Annotated in this window: 16 protein-coding genes; 1 reads left to right on the forward strand and 15 read right to left on the reverse strand. The window is 39.7% G+C overall.

Annotated elements, in window-relative coordinates:
- Positions 1-744: 744 nt before the first annotated feature.
- The 13 genes from JZO83_RS08505 to JZO83_RS08565 all read right to left on the reverse strand — a co-directional run bounded on the left by JZO83_RS08505 (position 745) and on the right by JZO83_RS08565 (position 15,547).
- On the reverse strand, positions 745-1,752 hold the full coding sequence (locus JZO83_RS08505; RefSeq protein ID WP_206859520.1) for a sugar kinase: 1,008 nt from the start codon (positions 1,750-1,752) through the stop codon (positions 745-747).
- A gap of 2 nt (positions 1,753-1,754) precedes the next feature.
- A complete protein-coding gene (locus JZO83_RS08510; protein ID WP_206859521.1) occupies positions 1,755-2,504 on the reverse strand; it encodes a KDGP aldolase family protein in 750 nt (249 codons plus the stop codon).
- Positions 2,505-2,509: 5 nt separating this feature from the next.
- Positions 2,510-3,610: a DgaE family pyridoxal phosphate-dependent ammonia lyase gene (locus JZO83_RS08515; protein WP_206859522.1), complete on the reverse strand. Its 1,101-nt coding sequence runs from the start codon at positions 3,608-3,610 to the stop codon at positions 2,510-2,512.
- On the reverse strand, positions 3,594-4,706 hold the full coding sequence (locus JZO83_RS08520; protein WP_206859523.1) for an amidohydrolase/deacetylase family metallohydrolase: 1,113 nt from the start codon (positions 4,704-4,706) through the stop codon (positions 3,594-3,596). The genes JZO83_RS08515 and JZO83_RS08520 overlap by 17 nt, the downstream gene beginning before the upstream one ends.
- 9 nt (positions 4,707-4,715) lie before the next feature.
- On the reverse strand, positions 4,716-5,804 hold the full coding sequence (locus JZO83_RS08525) for a MupG family TIM beta-alpha barrel fold protein (RefSeq protein ID WP_206859524.1): 1,089 nt from the start codon (positions 5,802-5,804) through the stop codon (positions 4,716-4,718).
- Between the two features lie 24 nt (positions 5,805-5,828).
- Complete coding sequence (locus JZO83_RS08530) at positions 5,829-7,163, reverse strand: PTS sugar transporter subunit IIC (RefSeq protein ID WP_206859525.1); 1,335 nt, start codon at positions 7,161-7,163, stop codon at positions 5,829-5,831.
- A 288-nt stretch (positions 7,164-7,451) separates the two neighbouring features.
- Complete coding sequence (locus JZO83_RS08535) at positions 7,452-8,153, reverse strand: GntR family transcriptional regulator (protein WP_206859526.1); 702 nt, start codon at positions 8,151-8,153, stop codon at positions 7,452-7,454.
- A gap of 292 nt (positions 8,154-8,445) precedes the next feature.
- Positions 8,446-9,888 carry a 6-phospho-beta-glucosidase gene (locus tag JZO83_RS08540; RefSeq protein WP_207115502.1) on the reverse strand — a complete coding sequence of 481 codons (1,443 nt, stop codon included), beginning with the start codon at positions 9,886-9,888 and terminating at the stop codon, positions 8,446-8,448.
- Positions 9,889-9,904: 16 nt separating this feature from the next.
- The gene (locus JZO83_RS08545; protein WP_206859530.1) at positions 9,905-11,776 is read right to left on the reverse strand and encodes a beta-glucoside-specific PTS transporter subunit IIABC; all 1,872 of its coding nucleotides are present in this window, start codon (positions 11,774-11,776) and stop codon (positions 9,905-9,907) included.
- Between the two features lie 119 nt (positions 11,777-11,895).
- Positions 11,896-12,744, reverse strand: a complete 849-nt coding sequence (locus JZO83_RS08550) for a PRD domain-containing protein (RefSeq protein ID WP_206855857.1) — start codon at positions 12,742-12,744, stop codon at positions 11,896-11,898.
- A 311-nt stretch (positions 12,745-13,055) separates the two neighbouring features.
- A complete protein-coding gene (locus tag JZO83_RS08555) occupies positions 13,056-13,769 on the reverse strand; it encodes a class A sortase (protein ID WP_206855859.1) in 714 nt (237 codons plus the stop codon).
- 25 nt (positions 13,770-13,794) lie between these two features.
- Complete coding sequence (locus JZO83_RS08560) at positions 13,795-14,127, reverse strand: nucleotide pyrophosphohydrolase (protein ID WP_206855861.1); 333 nt, start codon at positions 14,125-14,127, stop codon at positions 13,795-13,797.
- Between the two features lie 226 nt (positions 14,128-14,353).
- Positions 14,354-15,547, reverse strand: coding sequence for an MFS transporter (locus tag JZO83_RS08565; RefSeq protein ID WP_206855863.1), 1,194 nt, complete (start codon positions 15,545-15,547; stop codon positions 14,354-14,356).
- 240 nt (positions 15,548-15,787) lie between these two features.
- Between JZO83_RS08565 and JZO83_RS08570 the strand changes: the two genes are divergently transcribed.
- The gene (locus tag JZO83_RS08570) at positions 15,788-16,477 is read left to right on the forward strand and encodes an N-acetylmannosamine-6-phosphate 2-epimerase (protein ID WP_206855865.1); all 690 of its coding nucleotides are present in this window, start codon (positions 15,788-15,790) and stop codon (positions 16,475-16,477) included.
- 235 nt (positions 16,478-16,712) lie between these two features.
- On the opposite strand, the gene JZO83_RS08575 is transcribed toward JZO83_RS08570, so the two are convergent.
- Positions 16,713-17,549, reverse strand: coding sequence for a PHP domain-containing protein (locus tag JZO83_RS08575; RefSeq protein ID WP_206855866.1), 837 nt, complete (start codon positions 17,547-17,549; stop codon positions 16,713-16,715).
- Between the two features lie 44 nt (positions 17,550-17,593).
- Positions 17,594-18,484: an ABC transporter permease subunit gene (locus tag JZO83_RS08580; protein ID WP_207115503.1), complete on the reverse strand. Its 891-nt coding sequence runs from the start codon at positions 18,482-18,484 to the stop codon at positions 17,594-17,596.
- Position 18,485: the final 1 nt, after the last annotated feature.

Consider the following 18,485-nt stretch of genomic DNA (forward strand, 5'->3'; position numbering starts at 1 on the left):
AACACTATATATAGTGTTTTAACTTCAAATGATTTTTATTCTGATTATGTTGAACGGCTTTTTTAAAATAACTAAAAATAATAAATATGTAATGACTTACTTCGTACTATTTTCTTTCTTTCGACTTTCTTATGGATAACATTTCACTTCTTTACAAAAAGCGAATGCTCTTTTTTTCTTTTGTTATCTTTCATTTTTATCGTTCACCAAGTTTTTCTAGGATGGTTCTACAAAGGATAGAAAACAGCTAAATGATTGATGAAGTCAGACGCACGACTTGCCTTGATCCTTGAGAACTGTCTGGAAAAATCAATAAGAGATTACGCGAATGGCGTCATTCAAATTCTTACTTTTCACCACTGCGCTCAAAGATCAATCGTCCTTGGGTATACGTGTTGGACAAAAAAAGAAGAGCGAACGATTGTCCCTCTTCTTTTTGGCACAGTAAATAAAAGCCCATACATTTTATTCATTTTGTCGACAAAAAAGCTAGCAATCTCTTTTAAGATTCGATACAATGAACTCGGTCGATGGTTTCCATTGACTATGGCAAACTTGATTGGTCAATGCGTTGACTACTCAAGCCCTCAATTTTTAGCTGCCACTAAAAATTGGGGGGCCTTTTTTTATTTAACTGTTTCTATCTGCCACTTATGATACTGATTCCCAGATAGAGAGTCAAGCGAATCTGAAAAGCTACGAAAAACTGTACCGTTTTTCTCCCAGTTTTTTGTATAACTTTCATTATCGATTCAAATCGATCGTTGGGTGAGACAATAACTGGTCGACTTGCTTCCTAGTCGTCAACGGCACATCCCCTTGGATCGTATGAGCTAAACGGGAATTTCCTAAAGCAAACTCAACAGATCGATCCAATGACCAATTTTCACTATAGCCTAATAAAATCCCCGCAGCAAATGCGTCACCTGCCCCGATACGATCTAAGCTATCGAGTGTATACCTCTCTGTTTCGATCCATTCTGTTGGACTCAACAGATATCCACTAAGTTGTTTTTTCTCGTCGGTTGTGTGTCGCGTCGTTCCAGCAAACCACTCGATTTGATAATGGCTCAAGAATGCTTGGAATGAGCGAATTTTAGCCGATTGACTGGACACATCCATCGACCACTCTAACAATTCAGATAGATCACGAACGGAGCCAAAGATGACATTGCAATAGGGAAGTATTTCTTGATAGCGTTCTTTCATCACTCGTTTTTTATCTGGCTCTTGGTTTAGACTAGGGCGAAAATTAAAATCAAAACAGACTTTTTTTCCTTGCTCATGTGCAGTTTTTGCCACAGCGATCGCTACTTCCGCTGAATGTTCATTTAGGCTCAAACTGATGCCACAGATATGGACCAGATCAATTGTTTCGACAAAGTCCGCAATCGCATAATCGGTGATCATTGCCAAACCAAAAGAACTATTTTTACGATTTTGATAGGTGATTTCTGTTGGTCTGACTCCGTATCCCATCTCAGCAAAATAAGTACCGATATGTTGCTCTTTTTGGATCACATACCTTGTATTGATACCCAAACTCTTCAAGTTGGCCAATGCAGCATCTCCCAAACGATTATCTGGCAATGCCGTCAATAAGTAACTTTCTACTCCGAAGTGTGCTAAATTTCCGACTAGATTCACACCTGTTCCTGTATACGCCATCCGCAAGGTGTGCGTCTGTTCTAACAGGAGAGCTTCAGGTGGTGTCAGCCTCAACATCACTTCACCAAATGCGCCGATTTTCATGATCACTCACCTGTTTTCACTAAATTTTTCATCATATCCAACAGTTGACGAACTTCTTGTGGTCGGGTATCACCTGTTTCTGGATCAATGATCGAACTATACACATGAGGGATGATTTTTTTGACTCCTGCATCGACTGCGATCTGAACGATTTCTTCAAAGTTTGTGAGATCGATTCCACCTGTTGGTTCCAAATAAAAATCAAATGCTGCGCAAGCTGCTGCAACTGCTTCATATTCTTTCTTATGCGCTAAGCCTTTCATTGGAAAGTATTTGATCGAGCTGCCGCCCATGTCCTGTAACAAACGAATGGCTGTTTCGATCGGAACCATTGCGGCAGGACCTTGGCTACTCAAAGGACCCGTCGCAAGATTGACGTAGCCTTCTTTTCCAGTCGGGGAAACTAAACCATTGACGATCGTCTCAGATTGCCCTAAGACCGCCCGAGAAGCGCCCACACCTGTAAATACTTGATTGACATGTTGAGGTTGTAGTACTTGTGCTAAGCGAGTCACCATTTGGCTTTGGTTTGGATCACCAGCACCTAAACCAATCGATAAAGCATTATTAGTTGCTTCTTGGTATTTTTTCATATCTGCGATTGCTTCGTCATCACTCGGATAATTTTTAGATAAGACACCTAATAGGATATGCCCTTCCGCTGCCTCGTAACATTCTTTCGCATTTTCGACAGAATTAGCCAATACATTTAAACAAATTCTATCTTCAAGATAATTTGGGGTCAATGACATCATGATTACTCCTTTGATTGTAAGATTTCTTTTAGTCGGTAGATGATTTTATCCATCTCTTTTTGTGTCACAGAGCGAATATCGAACTCGATGATTCCATTGTTCGCTTGGTAGTCTCTTGTATAAATTACTGGTGCTTTTTCTTTTAGCTGCTTAATGATATCCATTGCTGAGCCCTTAATGACTTGGATACTCGCACGATAGATTTCCCGACCAGCTGGATCTTGAACGATCTTAGCCTCGATACCCGGAAGTTTTTCGAGTGCTTCAACAAATGGTTGAACTCTTTTTTTCATCGATTCGCCTGACTCACTGCCATTTGTTAAATAATCATCGACTGCTTGGACAAATCCTAGAACATTTTCTTTACCGATTTTCATTGAGCGACCAATCCCTTGCGACTGAAGACGTACCCAAGAAACAAGCGGCTCTTTGCCGATCACCATGCCGGCACTTGGACCTTCAATGGCTTTGGCACCTGAATAGATCACTAGATCAGCGCCTAGTGCAGTATATTTCAGCAAGTCTTCTTCAGCTGCTGCATCAACGATTAATGGTAACTCGTACTTATTAGCGACAGCAACGGCTTCCGCCACACTCAGCATACTTTTTTGTACCGTATGATGACTTTTGATGTACAAAATAGCCGCTGTTTGTTCAGTGATCATTTGTTCGATATGTTCAGGTGTACATTGGTTCGCATACCCCGCCTCGATGACATGCCCGCCACCTTGTTGGATCATCAACTCTACTGGCACACCGTAATCGACATTATGTCCCTTTGGTAAGATGATTTCTCTACGTTTGATTGTTTCATCGTAAGGATGATGCACATGATACAACGAACCTTGACCGATAACAGCAGCTACCGATTGAGCGATGCCAGCAGAAGCTGAAGAAACGATTTGTACATCGTCCACTTCTAATTGCTGCGCCAAATAGGCACCGGTTTTCTTCATCAGGTCGGCCATTTCAAAAAAGTGTTCGCCCCCAAAACGTTGGGCTTCTAACACCGATTCGGTCAAAGTGGAGACACCTAAGATCGTCATCCGACCAGAAGCATTGATCACTTCATTCAAACCAAATTTTTCATAAGTTACAGTCATAGTTGATGCCTCCTACAATCACATTTACAGGGATGATTTGCTGTATGGTCGTACGTGTATTGCCATTCGAATCTGTCAATTGCTTTTCTTGGTCATGGAAAGTATAGATCGTAAAATCTGCATCAAAGCCTTCTTTGATGTGACCTTTCGTTGTCAAATTGAACTGCTTCGCCGGCGCACTTGTTACTTTTTCAAGGATTTCTTCCCAAGAATAACCAACGACAAACAGTTTTTCCATAGTCGTCGCTAAATCATACACCGGTCCATTTTTGCGATTTCTAATGTAAATATCTGTACTGATCGAATCGGCTTTGATCCCTGCTTTAAGTGCAGCTTCAGCGACATCAAAATTGAAACTATCCGTGCCATGCCCGATATCAAACACGATCCCATCAGTAATCGCTTTTTTGACAAACGGTTTGATTTCGTTGGTCGACTGATCGATGATGCCGTTAGATTTCCCATTGAAGCAATGAGTCATCACATCATTTTTCTCCAGATTCGCTAAGATTTCTTCTAAGTTCGGCGGAGCAGAACCAATATGGACCATTAAAGGCAAGCCATCATTTTGGCTTTGGATTTTCTTTGCTAATTTTAAAGGTGTGATGCCATTTTCACCCACGACCGTTTTACTCATCCGTGCTTTAAGCCCTACAATAAAATCAGGCAATTCTTCTAGTTTTTGATGAACCAGTTCATTTTGGATTTTTGACAAATCTGCTAATTCATCTTGTTCAACAATACCCCATTTGGAAATATTCAGTAAAGCGAAAACATTTGTTTTTGCTTGTTTCGCGTGTTCATAAAAGGTATGGATGTTTTCTGCACCCGTTGTCCCAGCATCGATAACCGTCGCAACGCCTTTTTCTATCCCGATTTCATCTGGATAATCATAGTATAAAGTCATTTCCTCAAAACAATGGACATGGTCATCGATCCAACCTGCGGATAAATACTGTTCAGCTGACAGTACTAGTTCTTGTTTTGCCGACTCTTCGATCTGCTGACTGATCAGCGCGATCTTGCCATTCTTCACACCGATGTCCACTGGTTCTTTTCCTAACTCTCTGCCATTTCTTATGATTAAATCAAACATCGCAAACGCCTACTTTTCTTTAAATTTGAATTTTGACCAAGGATGGACGAAAGATAATAACACTTGTTCATCCGCAACTATGGAACCAACTTTATTTTTTCTTGGATCGTGATGTGGCGTTAATACGATCTGTAACTCATTTTTGTATTTCCCAAAGTGATCATTTCCAATAACTACGTCACCTGGTTGAAACAGCTGTTCATTGTCATGCGGAGGATTGGCATCCGCTTGATACGTTTTTCTTACTTCAGTTGAACGGATCACTTGTTCCGTAATATCACCTCTACGCACGTGTTGCTCGTCCAAAACGATCGTTCGCTCAACTTCATTGATCTGAGGAAGAAAATCAATCGCCAAAACAGTCTGATATCGATCGATTGCACCTAGAGCTTGCAACTCTTCTTCTGAAGCATAGGCATTGCCGATAATGACATCATCGATGAGATTGGTCGCAAATAAATGCTTGGCAGCTGGAACAACGCCTAACTGGCGGTGCATTTCCAATGTCGGTAATCCATCATTCACATCCCAAGGACCGATCGTTCCGGTTTGAGAAGTGATAAACGCAGCAGTGCGGATGCCTTGGCGTTTAAAACGAAGACTGCACGATTCAAAAAATTCATATGGAAGTCCTGTTCCTGCTTGCGGATAAAAGTTATGGCAGCCGTATAAAAATGGTGTATTTGCTTGGTGACTCAAAATATTTTCTAAATAAGCCACATCATTACTCATGTTCAACTCAATCGCTAACTGGTATGGATTGTAAGTCAGCAATGCTTCTTTTCTGCCATCAAACCCTAGATCCAGACGAATGCCGTCTGCCCCTAACTCATGAAAAAAACTCATATCGTCATAAGAAATATTCAACTGTTCAAAAATCGAGGGTGCCACATCTAAAATCGTTTCAAAACCAAGCGAAGCAGCATATTCGATCAATTGTTGAAATTTTTGTTTGACTTGTTCTGTATCTTCAGTTATTTCTAACATGCTCATAAAAATTCGAGTAAAACCGTATTTGTGTGCCATTTTAAGATACGCATGATCTTCTTGGGGATCGCTATGATCCGGGTAAAGAGAGATTCCTAGTGAACGTTTCATATTTATTCCTGCTTTCTTGTCTATTTACTCGTTTGTGATACCATTTGTGATCTGGATCGAGTCTTGTTCTGCTTTTTCTTCTTCTTGTTCTCGTGCCAACTGTTGTTTCTCAAAGACTTTGAAAAATGGATAGTAGATCGCAAGCGTGATGAAGAAGTTGAGTACCACTAATAGACCCGCGGCCACACTCCAATTCGTACTCATCCAAGCCGCAATAGGCGCTGGCATCGCAAAAGGCAATCGGGCGACCATCATTGGTACTAATCCACTTACCGTCAGGATATAAGATAAGGTCGTTGTTACTAATGGTGCTATGATAAACGGAATCCCTAAGACTGGATTCATAACGATTGGCGCTCCGAAAATCATCGGTTCATTGATATTGAATAAACCAGGTAAGATCGATAACCGACCTAAACTCTTCAAATATTTGGATTTGGAAAACATGAACAAGACGACTAATGCAAGGGTCGTACCCGCTCCACCGATCCAAACAAACCATTGTAAAAATTGTTCTGTAAAAATATTGGGCATGTCATGGGCATTCGTGCCTGCATTGAATGCATCGATATTTTCAGCGATCGAGATATCCCAAAACGGACGGATCACTGGTCCCATGATCGCTGGTCCATGGATCCCTAACACCCAGAAGAAACAAATCAAGAAGACTGTAAGTAGTCCACCAAATAAACTATTTCCTGCTAATACCCCTTTAAGCGGCATCAATAATTGACTCAAGAAACCATTTAAATCAAAACCAAGTAAATGACGGATGACCCAAAAGAAAATCAAGATCACGGCTCCTGGGATCAATGCGACAAATGAATTGGTTACTTCTGGCGGTACGCCATCTGGCATTTTTATCGTTATTTTCTTTTCAATAAAGAAGCGATAGATTTCTACGGATAATATAGCTGTTACGATGGCCCCAAATAAAGAACCTGAACCAAGATTAGCAATATTGATGTAGCGACCGGCTGAGATTCCTTCAAGGTCCTCCAACACTTGAGTTGGCGGCGCAGCGACGATCAAAAACGACATCAAAGCTAAGATCCCAGCAGTTAATGAATCTAAACGATAACTCTTGGCTAATGAAGAGGCAATCCCGAAGGTAGCATATAAAGCTAAGATCCCCACTGTATAACGAAACGGAATATCTAAAATTGCACGATATGGTTCAATGACCGAAGCGACTGACTCGATCGGAATATTCAATAAGATCGTAAAGAATGACCCGACAATCGTTAATGGCATCGTCGCGATGATCCCTTTTCGAATCGCTGTCATATGACGTTGTGTACCGATCCGATTCGCCACCGGCATAATTTTTTGTTCAATCAACCCTACAAATTTATCCATGTTTTACTCCCCCTTTTATCAAAACATTATAATGTTTAAATAAAAGATAACATATTAACGATGTAATGTAAACATTTTCATTGAAATATATGATTATTCTGACAAAAAAGCGTCGGGGATAAAAATAAAATTCATTTTGATTTTAACCTTAAAAATGAATAAACAGTCTGCCAGAAGCAACTCCTTCAGAAATAAGCCGAGACTCCCAAAAATTTGAAGAACAATTTTCGGGTGTCTCGGCTTATTTCTCGGAGCTGGACACTTCTGTCACAACCTCATTACTATTGTCTATGTTTCATAATTGATATGATAAGGATGGAGATCTGTATGATAGATCGCTTCTGAATACTCGACCACTTCTTTATCTTCCGTCGTTGAGCGACGTGTTCGCTTGATTGCGATCTCTGAATCTGTCTTCAACAATTCTTTTTCTTCATCTGTTAAAAACGTAGCAGAAAAATCATCTGAAAAAGAGTCGATGATATGGTTATTTTGCGTTAACAACCGATATAATGATTCTTTATCAAATTCTTTTTGTTTCATTTTATTCATATCTTTTGGCAAATAGTGAACAAAATAGATATACGGTTGATCATTCAAGTAGTACAAACGCTTGAAGCAGACGGCAGCTGAACCGAACATCGAATACAACGGATCATCTTTTTTGATGCTGATCTTTTCTAAACCAATCGTTTCCTTACAGACTTCATATTGAGAATCCTTTAAGATCTGTGTAAAACTTTCCGCTTTGGATAATCGATTATATGGACGATTGCTTAATACCGTTGTGCCTCGACCACTTTTCTTTTCGACATATTCATCCGTTGCTAATAACTCGATCGCTTTGCGAACAGTGATTTTACTCACTTGGAACAATTCTTCTAATTCATTTTCAGTCGGTAACATACTCCCCACCGGATATTTTCCTGAAAAAATATCCTCTTTTATCTTGTCTGCTACTTCTAGATATAGTACACGCGTTCTTTTCATGGCTTCACCTTTCACCTTTATGTTAGTAAAAGAATAACATAAATAAACGAAAAAAAAAATAGAAATATTGATAATTGGTCTACCTAAGCACAAAAAATAAGCTTAGACATAACAAAACATCCAAGCTTATTCTTATACTTTTTTAGTACCTTTGTTATATCCTTGATTTAATAACATAAACATCATTTATAAAAACGAATAGAATTTTATTCGCATTTTCATCTGATTACTAAATACACAAGGATTCATTTCTTAAAACGCTTTCCATCATAAATGGCCCAGTCGTTATTTTTTATAATTCTTCACCGTTCGTTTTTATGACTGCTTTGTACCAATCAAAAGATTTTTTCTTTGAACGCGCTAAAGTGCCATTTCCTTCATCATCGAGATCAACATAGATAAATCCGTAACGTTTGCTCATTTCACCTGTCGATGCACTAACTAAATCAATACAGCCCCATGGCGTGTAGCCCATCAAATCGACGCCATCGGCAACTGCGTCGGCCATCGCTTCAATATGACGACGTAAGTAATCGATACGATAGTCATCATTGATTGTTCCATCTTCTTCCACTTTATCGATGGCTCCCAAACCATTTTCGACAATAAACAATGGTTTTTCATAGCGGTTGTATAATTCATTCAATGCCACACGTAAGCCTTCAGGATCGATTTGCCATCCCCACTCACTTGCTTCAAGGAATGGATTTTTCACCCCACCTAGTAAGTTCCCATTCGATGTGTCCGCATCTGGATTCGTTTCATCGATGGCTGATGACATATAGTAACTAAAGCCGATATAGTCGACTGGATACTCTTTTAGTAATTGGAAATCTTCTTCCGTTTGCTCTAATTTGTCAACGTCTACTCCATATTTTTTATACGTACGTGCTGTATAAGCTGGATATTCTCCACGTACTTGCACATCTGTACAGAAGAAGTTGAACTCTTGGTTTTGGATCAATGTTGCGACTTGATTGATCGGGTTTGCATCGATACTATAAGTCGTTGCATAGATGACCATGCAGCCTACTTGGATGTCAGGACGCAACTCATGTGCGATTTTCACCGCTTTACTGCTAGCGACAAACTGATTGTGCCATGCTTGGAAAATATTTTGGTAGTCACTTGCCCCATTACTTTTAACTAACCCTTGACTCAATGCTGGGAAATGAAAAGCAGAGTTGATTTCGTTGAACGTCATCCAATATTTCACTTTACTGCTGTAACGTTCTAATACGGTACGAGCAAAACGTTCATAAAACTCGATCAATTGTCGATTTTTCCACCCACCATATTCTTTTGCCAAGTGTAACGGCATTTCATAATGAGAGATCGTAATGACTGGCTCGATATCATAGCTCAAGCAAGTATCGATCAACTCATCGTAAAAAGCTAAGCCAGCTTCATTCGGTGTTTGTTCATCCCCTTGTGGAAAAATACGTGTCCAAGCAATCGAAAAGCGATAACTTTTAAAACCCATTTCCGCAAATAACGCGATATCTTCTTTGAAGCGATCATAGTGTTCGATCCCACGATGGTTTGGATAAAGGTATTTCTCCTCATTGATCGTCCAATCAAATTCTTCACTGCCGATAACCGCAAAACGTTGTTTCCCTCCAGGCATTGCATCTGCTACTGATAAGCCTTTGCCATCGCGGTCAAAAGCACCTTCTAATTGATTTGCGGCTGTTGCGCCACCCCATAAAAAGTCTTTTTTGAATCGTGCTACCATTGTTGTTTTCCTCCTTTTATTTTACAATTGCCAGAAAATCTTCATTAGCAATAATTTCTTGTTGATCAAGTTCTAACACATCTGCAAAGTGATCAGTATTTGTTACGACAACAGGGGTGATGACGCTATAGCCTGCTGCTTTTATTTTCTCAATATCAAAGCGGACAAGCAAGTCCCCTGCTTTTACTTTATCTCCTTGTTTGACGAACGTTTCGAATCCTTCACCGTTCAATTCCACAGTATCCATCCCGATGTGCATCAAAATCTCAACTCCATCTGTCGTTGTCAAACCAACTGCATGACCTGTTGGAAAAATCGTCGTGATCTCCCCTTCTGCTGGAGCAACTAATTCGCCTTTTTCAGGATCAATAGCGATCCCTTTTCCCATTGCGCCAGAAGAAAAAACTTTATCCGGTACTTCTGTTAATGGTAAAACTTTTCCAGTCAATGGGCTTTTCAAGTTATGACGTGCGGTACTGATCGTATCACCAGTCGTTGTTTCTGTTTTTTCTAATTTTTGGTCCTGTACTTCCTCATCAAAGCCAATCAAGTAAGTACCGATAAAGCCAAGAACAAAGGCAACAGCCGTACCGATAACTGCCATTGTGACACTTGATTCAAGTGCTGGATCAGTACTGATAAATGTTGGGATCGTTAGTAAACTGATCAAGCCACTAGAGAATGCTTTAACTCCGGCAAAACCAATGATTCCTCCGCCGATACCGCCTGAAATACAAGCAACGATAAACGGTTTTTTCAATGGTAAAGTAACACCATAAACAGTTGGTTCAGTGATACCGAAAAATGAAGTGATCATAGAAGAGATCCCTAATGAACGCAGTTTTGAATCTTTCGTGCGTAAAGCGACACCTAGTGCTGCACCACCTTGAGCCAAGATTGCTGGTAAAAGCATTGGCATCAAGACATCAAACCCATATTGTTCAATATTCAAGAAGATGATTGGCACAAAGCCCCAGTGCATCCCGAACATAACTAACACTTGCCACATACTACCCATGATGACCCCAGCAACTAATGGACTGAAGCTGTAGATCGAGTTGAATAAGCCACCTAACGCATTACCGATAACGGTTCCAATTGGTCCTAATACTAAAAATGTTAAAGGAACCATCACTAACAAGACGATCATTGGTACAAAAATCATTTGTAAAAATTGTGGAATGACTTTCTTCACAAGTGGTTCAAACTTACTTTGTACCCATACAGCTAAAATAATCGGAATAACAGAAGAAGTATAACCAGATTGAGACAAGATCACTGGTAGACCGAAAAAGTCAACTGCCGTCCCTGAACCTGCTAACTGTGTGATTGCTGGATAGACTAACGCCATAGCAATCGCTACCGATAAAAACTGATTGGTCTTGAATTTCTTTGCAGCCGTAAAAGCTAACATCACTGGTAGGAAAGTAAAGACTCCGTCTGCTGCTGCAAACAAGATTTGATAAGCGCCGCTATCAGCTGCCAACCAACCTAATACTGTCGCAAGTGATAAGAAACCTTTCAATATCCCCGCTGCTGCCATTGCACCTAAAAACGGTGTAAAGATACTTGAAATAATATCGATCAATCGATTCAACGGATTTTTACTTGTATCTTCACTATCTGAATTTACGCCTTCACCTAAACCTTGTTCATCAACGATTGCTTGGTAGACATCCGACACATTACTGCCGATCACGACTTGATACTGGCCGCCACTTTGCACGACTTGGATCACATCTGGATCATTTTTTAATTTCTGTGTGTCTGCCATTGATTCATCTTTTAATTTGAAACGTAATCTTGTCGCACAATGCACTAAACTATTTACATTTTTTTCTCCGCCTACGGCTTCCCAGACTCTCCGTCCTACTGCTTGATTATCCATATTCGTTCCTTCTTTCTTTTTGATAAAAAATAAAAAACCTAGATTGAAAAAACGGTCACGTGTCTAGACGTGTCCATATTTTCAATCTAGGTTTTGCCTGCCTGATCCAGTAACAATCCTTATGATTGGGTTTGTTTTTCTGTTACTACGCGTTGGATGTGGATCGTCAGATAGATTTGTTCTCCTGGTCCCATCTCTTTTTGTTGCGTTTGTACAAGATATTCATTGATACGTTCCACACAGCGAAACGCTTTTGGGTACTTTCCTTGGACGAGTGCATAAAGAAATTCGTCTTTCTCGTCCGATGTTTCATCTTTTAAATACCGTTGCGTGAAAAATTGTAAATGTGTGATGATTCGTTGATAATTCAAGGAATCTTCATCGAAGACGATACCGAAAAATTTACTGATGATGCTTAAGATATCTCGCACCATTTTCGTTGCCGCCATCGTTACTTGCATATCCCCATTCCCTTGTTCACTATTGACGAAATGAAAGGCAATGAAACCTGCTTCATCCGCTGGCAAACTCACACCAAGCTTTGCTTCAACTAGTTGAAGGGCTTGTTTAGCTGCTTGATATTCTTTTGGATAAAACTTTTTGGTTTCAAATAGTAAAGGGTTAGGTAATTCGATGTTTTCTTTTGCCCGACTGATCGCATAATGGATGTGATCTGTCAGTGTTAAATAGATGTTTGGCGACAATTGTATTTTTAGTTGTTCTTCCGCGAGATCCACGATCTGTTTCACAAGCTCGATTTCTTCTAGCGGGACATCCGCCATCAATTGTTGGAACTGATGCGTGGTAAAAGAATCTTTTAACACAAATTCTTTTTGGATCGATTCATTAGGGATCGTATCGCCTGATTTTTTTTGAAAAGCAATGCCTTTCCCCATGCAGATGATTTCTTCGCCTAATTCATTTTTTGAAATGACGACATTATTATTCAAGACTTTTTCTATGACCATCTACATCGCCCTCCCAACTAAAAAATAAAAAAAACCTAGAATCCGCCCGTAAGTACTAGCTGAATTCTGGTTTTGCCTGCCGAACAGTAACAATCCATCGATTAACTACATTTACTATATCACTATTACATTAGTTATGCAACCCTTTTCATAATTTTTATTTTTTTAGAAAGGAATAACTTTTCAGCATCCTGTAAAAACAATCTTGGCAACATACGAATAAAATAAGGCAACTTTTGAAAAAATAAAAAAACTATTTTCTCAAAAGTTGCCTTATTAGTTGGAGGTGAACGGCTTTCTCACAACCTCTCTTAAAACGTTCTCGTTGGCATATCAAAGGCGTTTTTCATTTCTTGGGTTGCTTCTTTCATTGGTGTGATGCTTTCGAGTTCTCCTTGGACGACTAAGCGTGTGATGGCATCCATGTCACCACAAGTGATTAAGGTGATCAATTCTTTTCCTTCTTCGATATTCAATAATTCTGTTGCCGAAGGATCGACTTTTTCTTTAAATGTCGCTTTGTACGTATAGACATTTTCTAAATCGACGATATAGATTTTATCCCCTAAATTTAGATTTTCTAATGGGGTAAAAAGTAGTTCTGGATTGTTAGCACGGTGACTGGCTAAGGCGTAGTTCCCTTTCCCCATTTCTTGATCCGGATCTAAAGTTCCTGCTCCGTATAATAAGTTCGCATTATCCAATCCTCTAAAAATCGGTAAGTTGATCGAAACGGATGGTACAGCGATACTTCCGATGACCGGTAGATCTGGTCGATTCAATTGGGCTCTCAATACCGCTTCTGAACTCATTGACTCGACCGAATCAAAGTCAAAGTTTGCGTCTTTTTGATTGTTTTTTACGATATCTTCACGAGATACGTTAGCGATGGCGTACGCATCTCCGGTGTTTTTAACAAAAAAGTCTTTGATCTGTTCATTAAAAATCAAAGCTAATCCTACTAATAATAGTAGAAACAACAGGAAATTGACGAGCCACTTTTTGACTCTTCCCTTTTTATTCATCTCTTTTCCTCCAATCATGCTCTACCTATGATAGCTCCGTATATTTTTCTTTTTTATCTTTACTTTTTTCTACTGGATATTTACGTGCATTCTTTTGTAACTTCTCTTCAATGATCGTGTCGATATCTAAATTTAGATTGTCCGCCATCATATAAGAGTAGATCAGCACATCTGCTAGTTCTTCTTTGATTCGCTCAAGTTGAGCCGTTGTGACTTCTTCTGGTTGCTTCCATTGGAATAATTCCAATAGTTCTGATGCTTCTAAAGAAATCGAAATCGCCAAATCTTTTTCATTATGAAATTGACGCCAATTCCGATCATCTCTAAAGCGGTTGATGTTTGCCATACTTTTTTCCATTGATCTTCTCCTACTTTTAAATCGAGTTACTTCAATCATACCATGTTTAGAGAAAAAATAGTTTAGACTTATTTTAATAATCTATTCTATTTTTTATAAAAAAAGAAACATCATATAGTAGCTTTAAAATAGTAAATATGTTTGTTATGTAAGTTGGGGGCTGATTTCGCCCCTTTTTAATGCTTCTGATACAACCTCAATCTGTTCTTATGTTTAGATCGATCTCCTATTGTTGTAAGCTCGTTTTTAGATCTCTCACTCCTGATAAAGTCATCAAGACAACCAAACTGATTAAATAAATACCACTTAAAAATAGAATCACCGCCGTCAAACTATAATGATCCATTAGAAATCCGATCACGATCGATGAGAAACCACCAACTGCACGGCCTAAGTTCATGATAAAGTTATTCGCTGTTGCACGGATCTCGGTTGGATACAAACTACTGATGATTGCACCATAACCACCATACATACCATTGATGAAGTAGCCCACGACTACTGCTGCTGCAACTAAACTCCATTGACTATGCGCAAGGACAAGTAAAAAGACAGACAGAGAGGAACAAATCAAGAATAAGCCAAACGCTAATGTTGGACCAACTTTATCCATGATGATCCCGAATGTCATCATTCCTAATGACATACCTAAAATCGTGCTGATCATCCATAAAGAGGAGCCAGATACCGATAGACCAAGTTGTGCTTGCATGATCGAAGGCAGCCAATTCATCAACCCAAAGTAGCCGGCGATCTGTACAGTAACCATTAAGCTTAAACCTGTTGTTTGCCACGCCAATTGCTTCGTTTGGAACAAATGACTAAGCTTTGTCTTTTTACCAGTTTCTTTTGTTTCCTCAAATGCTTCTGGTTCTTTTAACCCTTTTCGAATAAACAAAACCATCAAGACCGGTAATACACCGATGACGTAAAGCATTTTCCATCCAAATAAAGGAATGATCACCGCTGCTAAGATTGCTGCCAGAGCTGCCCCAACTTGTGCACCAATAGCGGCAACAGAAGACGCACGGCCGATTTGTTTCTTTGAAAAGCTTTCAGAAATCAGAGACATACATGCGCCGTATTCCCCACCAGCGCCGATCCCTGCGATGAAGCGAAAGAGATAGACAAGATAAATATTCGATGCAAAATACATTAATAATGAAGCAATTGAGAACAAAATGACGGTTTGTGAAAACACTTTGACTCTACCGTATTTGTCTGCCATCAATCCAAAAAAAATACCTCCAACGAGCATCCCTAAATTAGTGATCGTTGCAATCAAACCTGCTTGCGTTCCACTAATATTAAAAGTTGCAATCATTGAAGATAATGAAAAAGCTAAAAACATAATATCCATATTTTCTAAAGCAATACCCGCCGATGTTGATAATAATACCTTTCGTTGATACTTCGTCATTTTTCTTCCCCTTTTCTTTTAAATAACCCTAAATTGTTAAAATCATATCTAAAATTTAAGAAAAAATCAAGAACTTTTTCAGTATATACGAAAAAAGGTTATTTCTTCTTTTGTAAACTATTGTTTTTTTCAATAAGTGGCGATTTTACTAAAGCCCTTTCCCTTTACACTTATGAAAGCGGATGCTATATTTTTGGTAGAAATGGGTTATTATTGTTTTCAGATTGGAGTTTTTGACAAATGGATAAACAAGAATTTTTAGAAACAATCAATCAGGGATTGATCGTTTCTTGCCAAGCATTACCTGGCGAAGTTTTTTATTCAGAAGAAGGTGGTTTGATGCCTTATTTTGCATTAGCCGCAAAAAAAGCTGGAGCAGTTGGCATTCGGGCAAATTCAGTCAGAGATATTTTAGAGATCAAAGCGACAGTTGATTTGCCGATGATTGGCATCATCAAACGAGACTATCCTCCTGAAAAACCGTTTATCACCGCAACGATGAAAGAAGTGGATGAGTTAGTAGCAACTGGTGTCGAAGTGATCGCACTTGATTGCACGTTGCGCAAGCGACATGACGGCTTATCGATCAACGAATTCATTGAACAAATCAAAACAAAATATCCTGATCAATTGTTCATGGCAGACATTGCTACATTTGAAGAAGGAATCAATGCACATAAAGCCGGGATCGATTTTGTCGGAACGACATTAAGCGGTTATACCGAAGAAAGTGAAGAAACAGACGGTCCTGATATGGTCTTGATCAAACGCCTCCTAGAAGCAGATGTGTCTGTGATTGCAGAAGGAAAAATCCATACTCCACAACAAGCCAAGGAGATCCAAACTTTAGGCGTAGCTGGAATCGTGGTTGGTGGTGCCATTACCCGCCCCCAAGAAATCACGCAGCGATTTGTTGATGCGCTAGATTGATCAACACTATAAAAATATACTGCTGTCTTTCAGTCACAGCTAACCGTTGCAATTTTGATGTTGGTAAAATCTGCCAACATCTTTTTTTAAGCAGTCGAAAAAATGATCCATACCTCAGAAATTTTTATGTACATAAAAAAACGCTCTTCCAAAAGCGCTAAGGTAATCGCGCCAATGAAAGAACCGTCTTTTTAGCTGGGGGGCTAAGTATCGGATAAAAATAGAAGATAAAAATCTAGTTTGCTTGCATCTGAGCATCTAATAATAGCTCATCAGGAAATTCACGCACATTGGACATCATACATTCGCCAAAATAATCTGGACCGTTTTTCCCTTTAAAATCAGAACCGCCGAAGCAACGAATCTGGAAGCGTTCAATCAGCTCCTGTACCCTTCTTTGATCTTTCAGGCTATGTTCTGGATGGTATTTTTCGATGCCATGGATGCCAAATGAAGCGAGTTCAGGAATCAGATCAAAACTATCCAATTTTCCTGGATGAGCGACAACTGACATGCCTCCACCTAGCTTGATGGCTTGGATGACTTCATAGACATCGATCATTTCGGTCTCTTCTTGACCAAAATCATTTTGTTTGAATAACTTGCGGTAAAGATGCCCGTTGATTGATGTATCATATCCTGCTTTGATCAGTGCAGAGACAATGTGTTGTTTGTAAAGAGCAGGCGCCTGTTTTGCAAACTGTCGCACCTGTTCTTCTTTGATACGAAATCCTTCAGTTTGGATTCGTTTCAATTGGCGCAGTGTGTTTCTCGTGCGTGCCGCACGCAAAGGTTCACACAGCTGCTCGATGTACTGATAATTCGTCAAGTTATATCCTAAGATATGTACCTGTTGATGGCGTTTGAAATCGTAAGCAGTCACTTCGATACCTTCAATAAAATTGATTGGAGAAGGAGCGAAGACCTGTCTGATTTGAGCTAATCCTGCCGAAGTGTCTTGATCCACGACGGACAGGATATTTATTTGATGCTTTAACGCTAATTTGAGTAATTCTTCTGGCGAACTACTGCCATCTGAAAAATAGCTATGAATGTGTAAATCTGCTTTCACTCGACTTTCTCCTCTCCTTTTCCCAATCAATTTTTTGTTCTCAATCAAGCATGGATGATATATTTTTTCCGTAGTCTGATCGCCACGACTTCCAAGATCGCTACCACTGCTAAAATCATATACACCAATACACCAATCTCATGAAAATCAAAATAAAAACTACTTGTCATCGCGAGTTGGAAGCCTAATCCACCCGCTCCAGCGGCGGCACCAACAGCGATTGCATTCGTAAAGTTGATCTCGAAGCGGATAAACAACCAAGAAAGCAAGGCTGTCATACAAGAAGGAACGATCGCTTGGAAAACAATGTGCCACCAACTTGCGCCACACGCACGTAACGCTTCGATCACGCCAGCATCGATTTCTTCGATACTCTCAGAAAAGACTTTCGTTAGATAAGCAATCGTATGGAAAGACATCCCAATGATTGCCGCATTGGCGCCTAAACCGATCAAAATCGAGAAAATCATGACCCATAAGATCGTCGGCACCGCCCGAATGAAGGACATCACTGTTCGGATTGCGTTTGAAATGCCCGAATGGCTGATATTCCTTGCTGTGAACAATGCCATCAAGAAAGCTGTTACTCCCCCGAGCAATGTGGTGATCACTGCTAGACCGACTGTCACCCCTAAAGCTTGCAACAAGGTTTCCAATGAGAAACGACCAGAAAGTCTTGGCTGGAGAAAAATCCGTTGCAAGTCTGTAAAAAATTGTCTCGTCGCATCTAGTAATACAACCTCTCCATAATCCATCGTTAATAACGTATAGATCGATACACTGGTCAGTAGAGTAAACAAGACCCAAGGTACGACCCGATACGTTTTCCATACACGAATCCGGATTTTCTTTTTTGAGTTTCGTCTAATTTTCGTTGGTTGTGTCAAGACGGTTTCTGTCACCGCCAATTCAAGCTCACTTTGTCGTTGGACCATA

It is taken from the genome of Enterococcus sp. DIV1298c (assembly GCF_017316315.1).
GTDB lineage: Bacteria > Bacillota > Bacilli > Lactobacillales > Enterococcaceae > Enterococcus_B > Enterococcus_B mangumiae.

Coding starts and splice junctions, on each gene's coding strand:
- JZO83_RS08515 (WP_206859522.1), bottom strand. CDS start 3,610: ATGACTGTAACTTATGAAAAATTTGGTTTGAATGAAGTGATCAATGCT.
- JZO83_RS08520 (WP_206859523.1), bottom strand. CDS start 4,706: ATGTTTGATTTAATCATAAGAAATGGCAGAGAGTTAGGAAAAGAACCA.
- JZO83_RS08580 (WP_207115503.1), bottom strand. CDS start 18,484: ATGGTCCAACGACAAAGTGAGCTTGAATTGGCGGTGACAGAAACCGTC.
- JZO83_RS08530 (WP_206859525.1), bottom strand. CDS start 7,163: ATGGATAAATTTGTAGGGTTGATTGAACAAAAAATTATGCCGGTGGCG.
- JZO83_RS08505 (WP_206859520.1), bottom strand. CDS start 1,752: ATGAAAATCGGCGCATTTGGTGAAGTGATGTTGAGGCTGACACCACCT.
- JZO83_RS08545 (WP_206859530.1), bottom strand. CDS start 11,776: ATGGATAATCAAGCAGTAGGACGGAGAGTCTGGGAAGCCGTAGGCGGA.
- JZO83_RS08570 (WP_206855865.1), top strand. CDS start 15,788: ATGGATAAACAAGAATTTTTAGAAACAATCAATCAGGGATTGATCGTT.
- JZO83_RS08565 (WP_206855863.1), bottom strand. CDS start 15,547: ATGACGAAGTATCAACGAAAGGTATTATTATCAACATCGGCGGGTATT.
- JZO83_RS08535 (WP_206859526.1), bottom strand. CDS start 8,153: ATGAAAAGAACGCGTGTACTATATCTAGAAGTAGCAGACAAGATAAAA.
- JZO83_RS08550 (WP_206855857.1), bottom strand. CDS start 12,744: ATGGTCATAGAAAAAGTCTTGAATAATAATGTCGTCATTTCAAAAAAT.
- JZO83_RS08540 (WP_207115502.1), bottom strand. CDS start 9,888: ATGGTAGCACGATTCAAAAAAGACTTTTTATGGGGTGGCGCAACAGCC.
- JZO83_RS08560 (WP_206855861.1), bottom strand. CDS start 14,127: ATGGAAAAAAGTATGGCAAACATCAACCGCTTTAGAGATGATCGGAAT.
- JZO83_RS08510 (WP_206859521.1), bottom strand. CDS start 2,504: ATGTCATTGACCCCAAATTATCTTGAAGATAGAATTTGTTTAAATGTA.
- JZO83_RS08555 (WP_206855859.1), bottom strand. CDS start 13,769: ATGAATAAAAAGGGAAGAGTCAAAAAGTGGCTCGTCAATTTCCTGTTG.
- JZO83_RS08525 (WP_206859524.1), bottom strand. CDS start 5,804: ATGAAACGTTCACTAGGAATCTCTCTTTACCCGGATCATAGCGATCCC.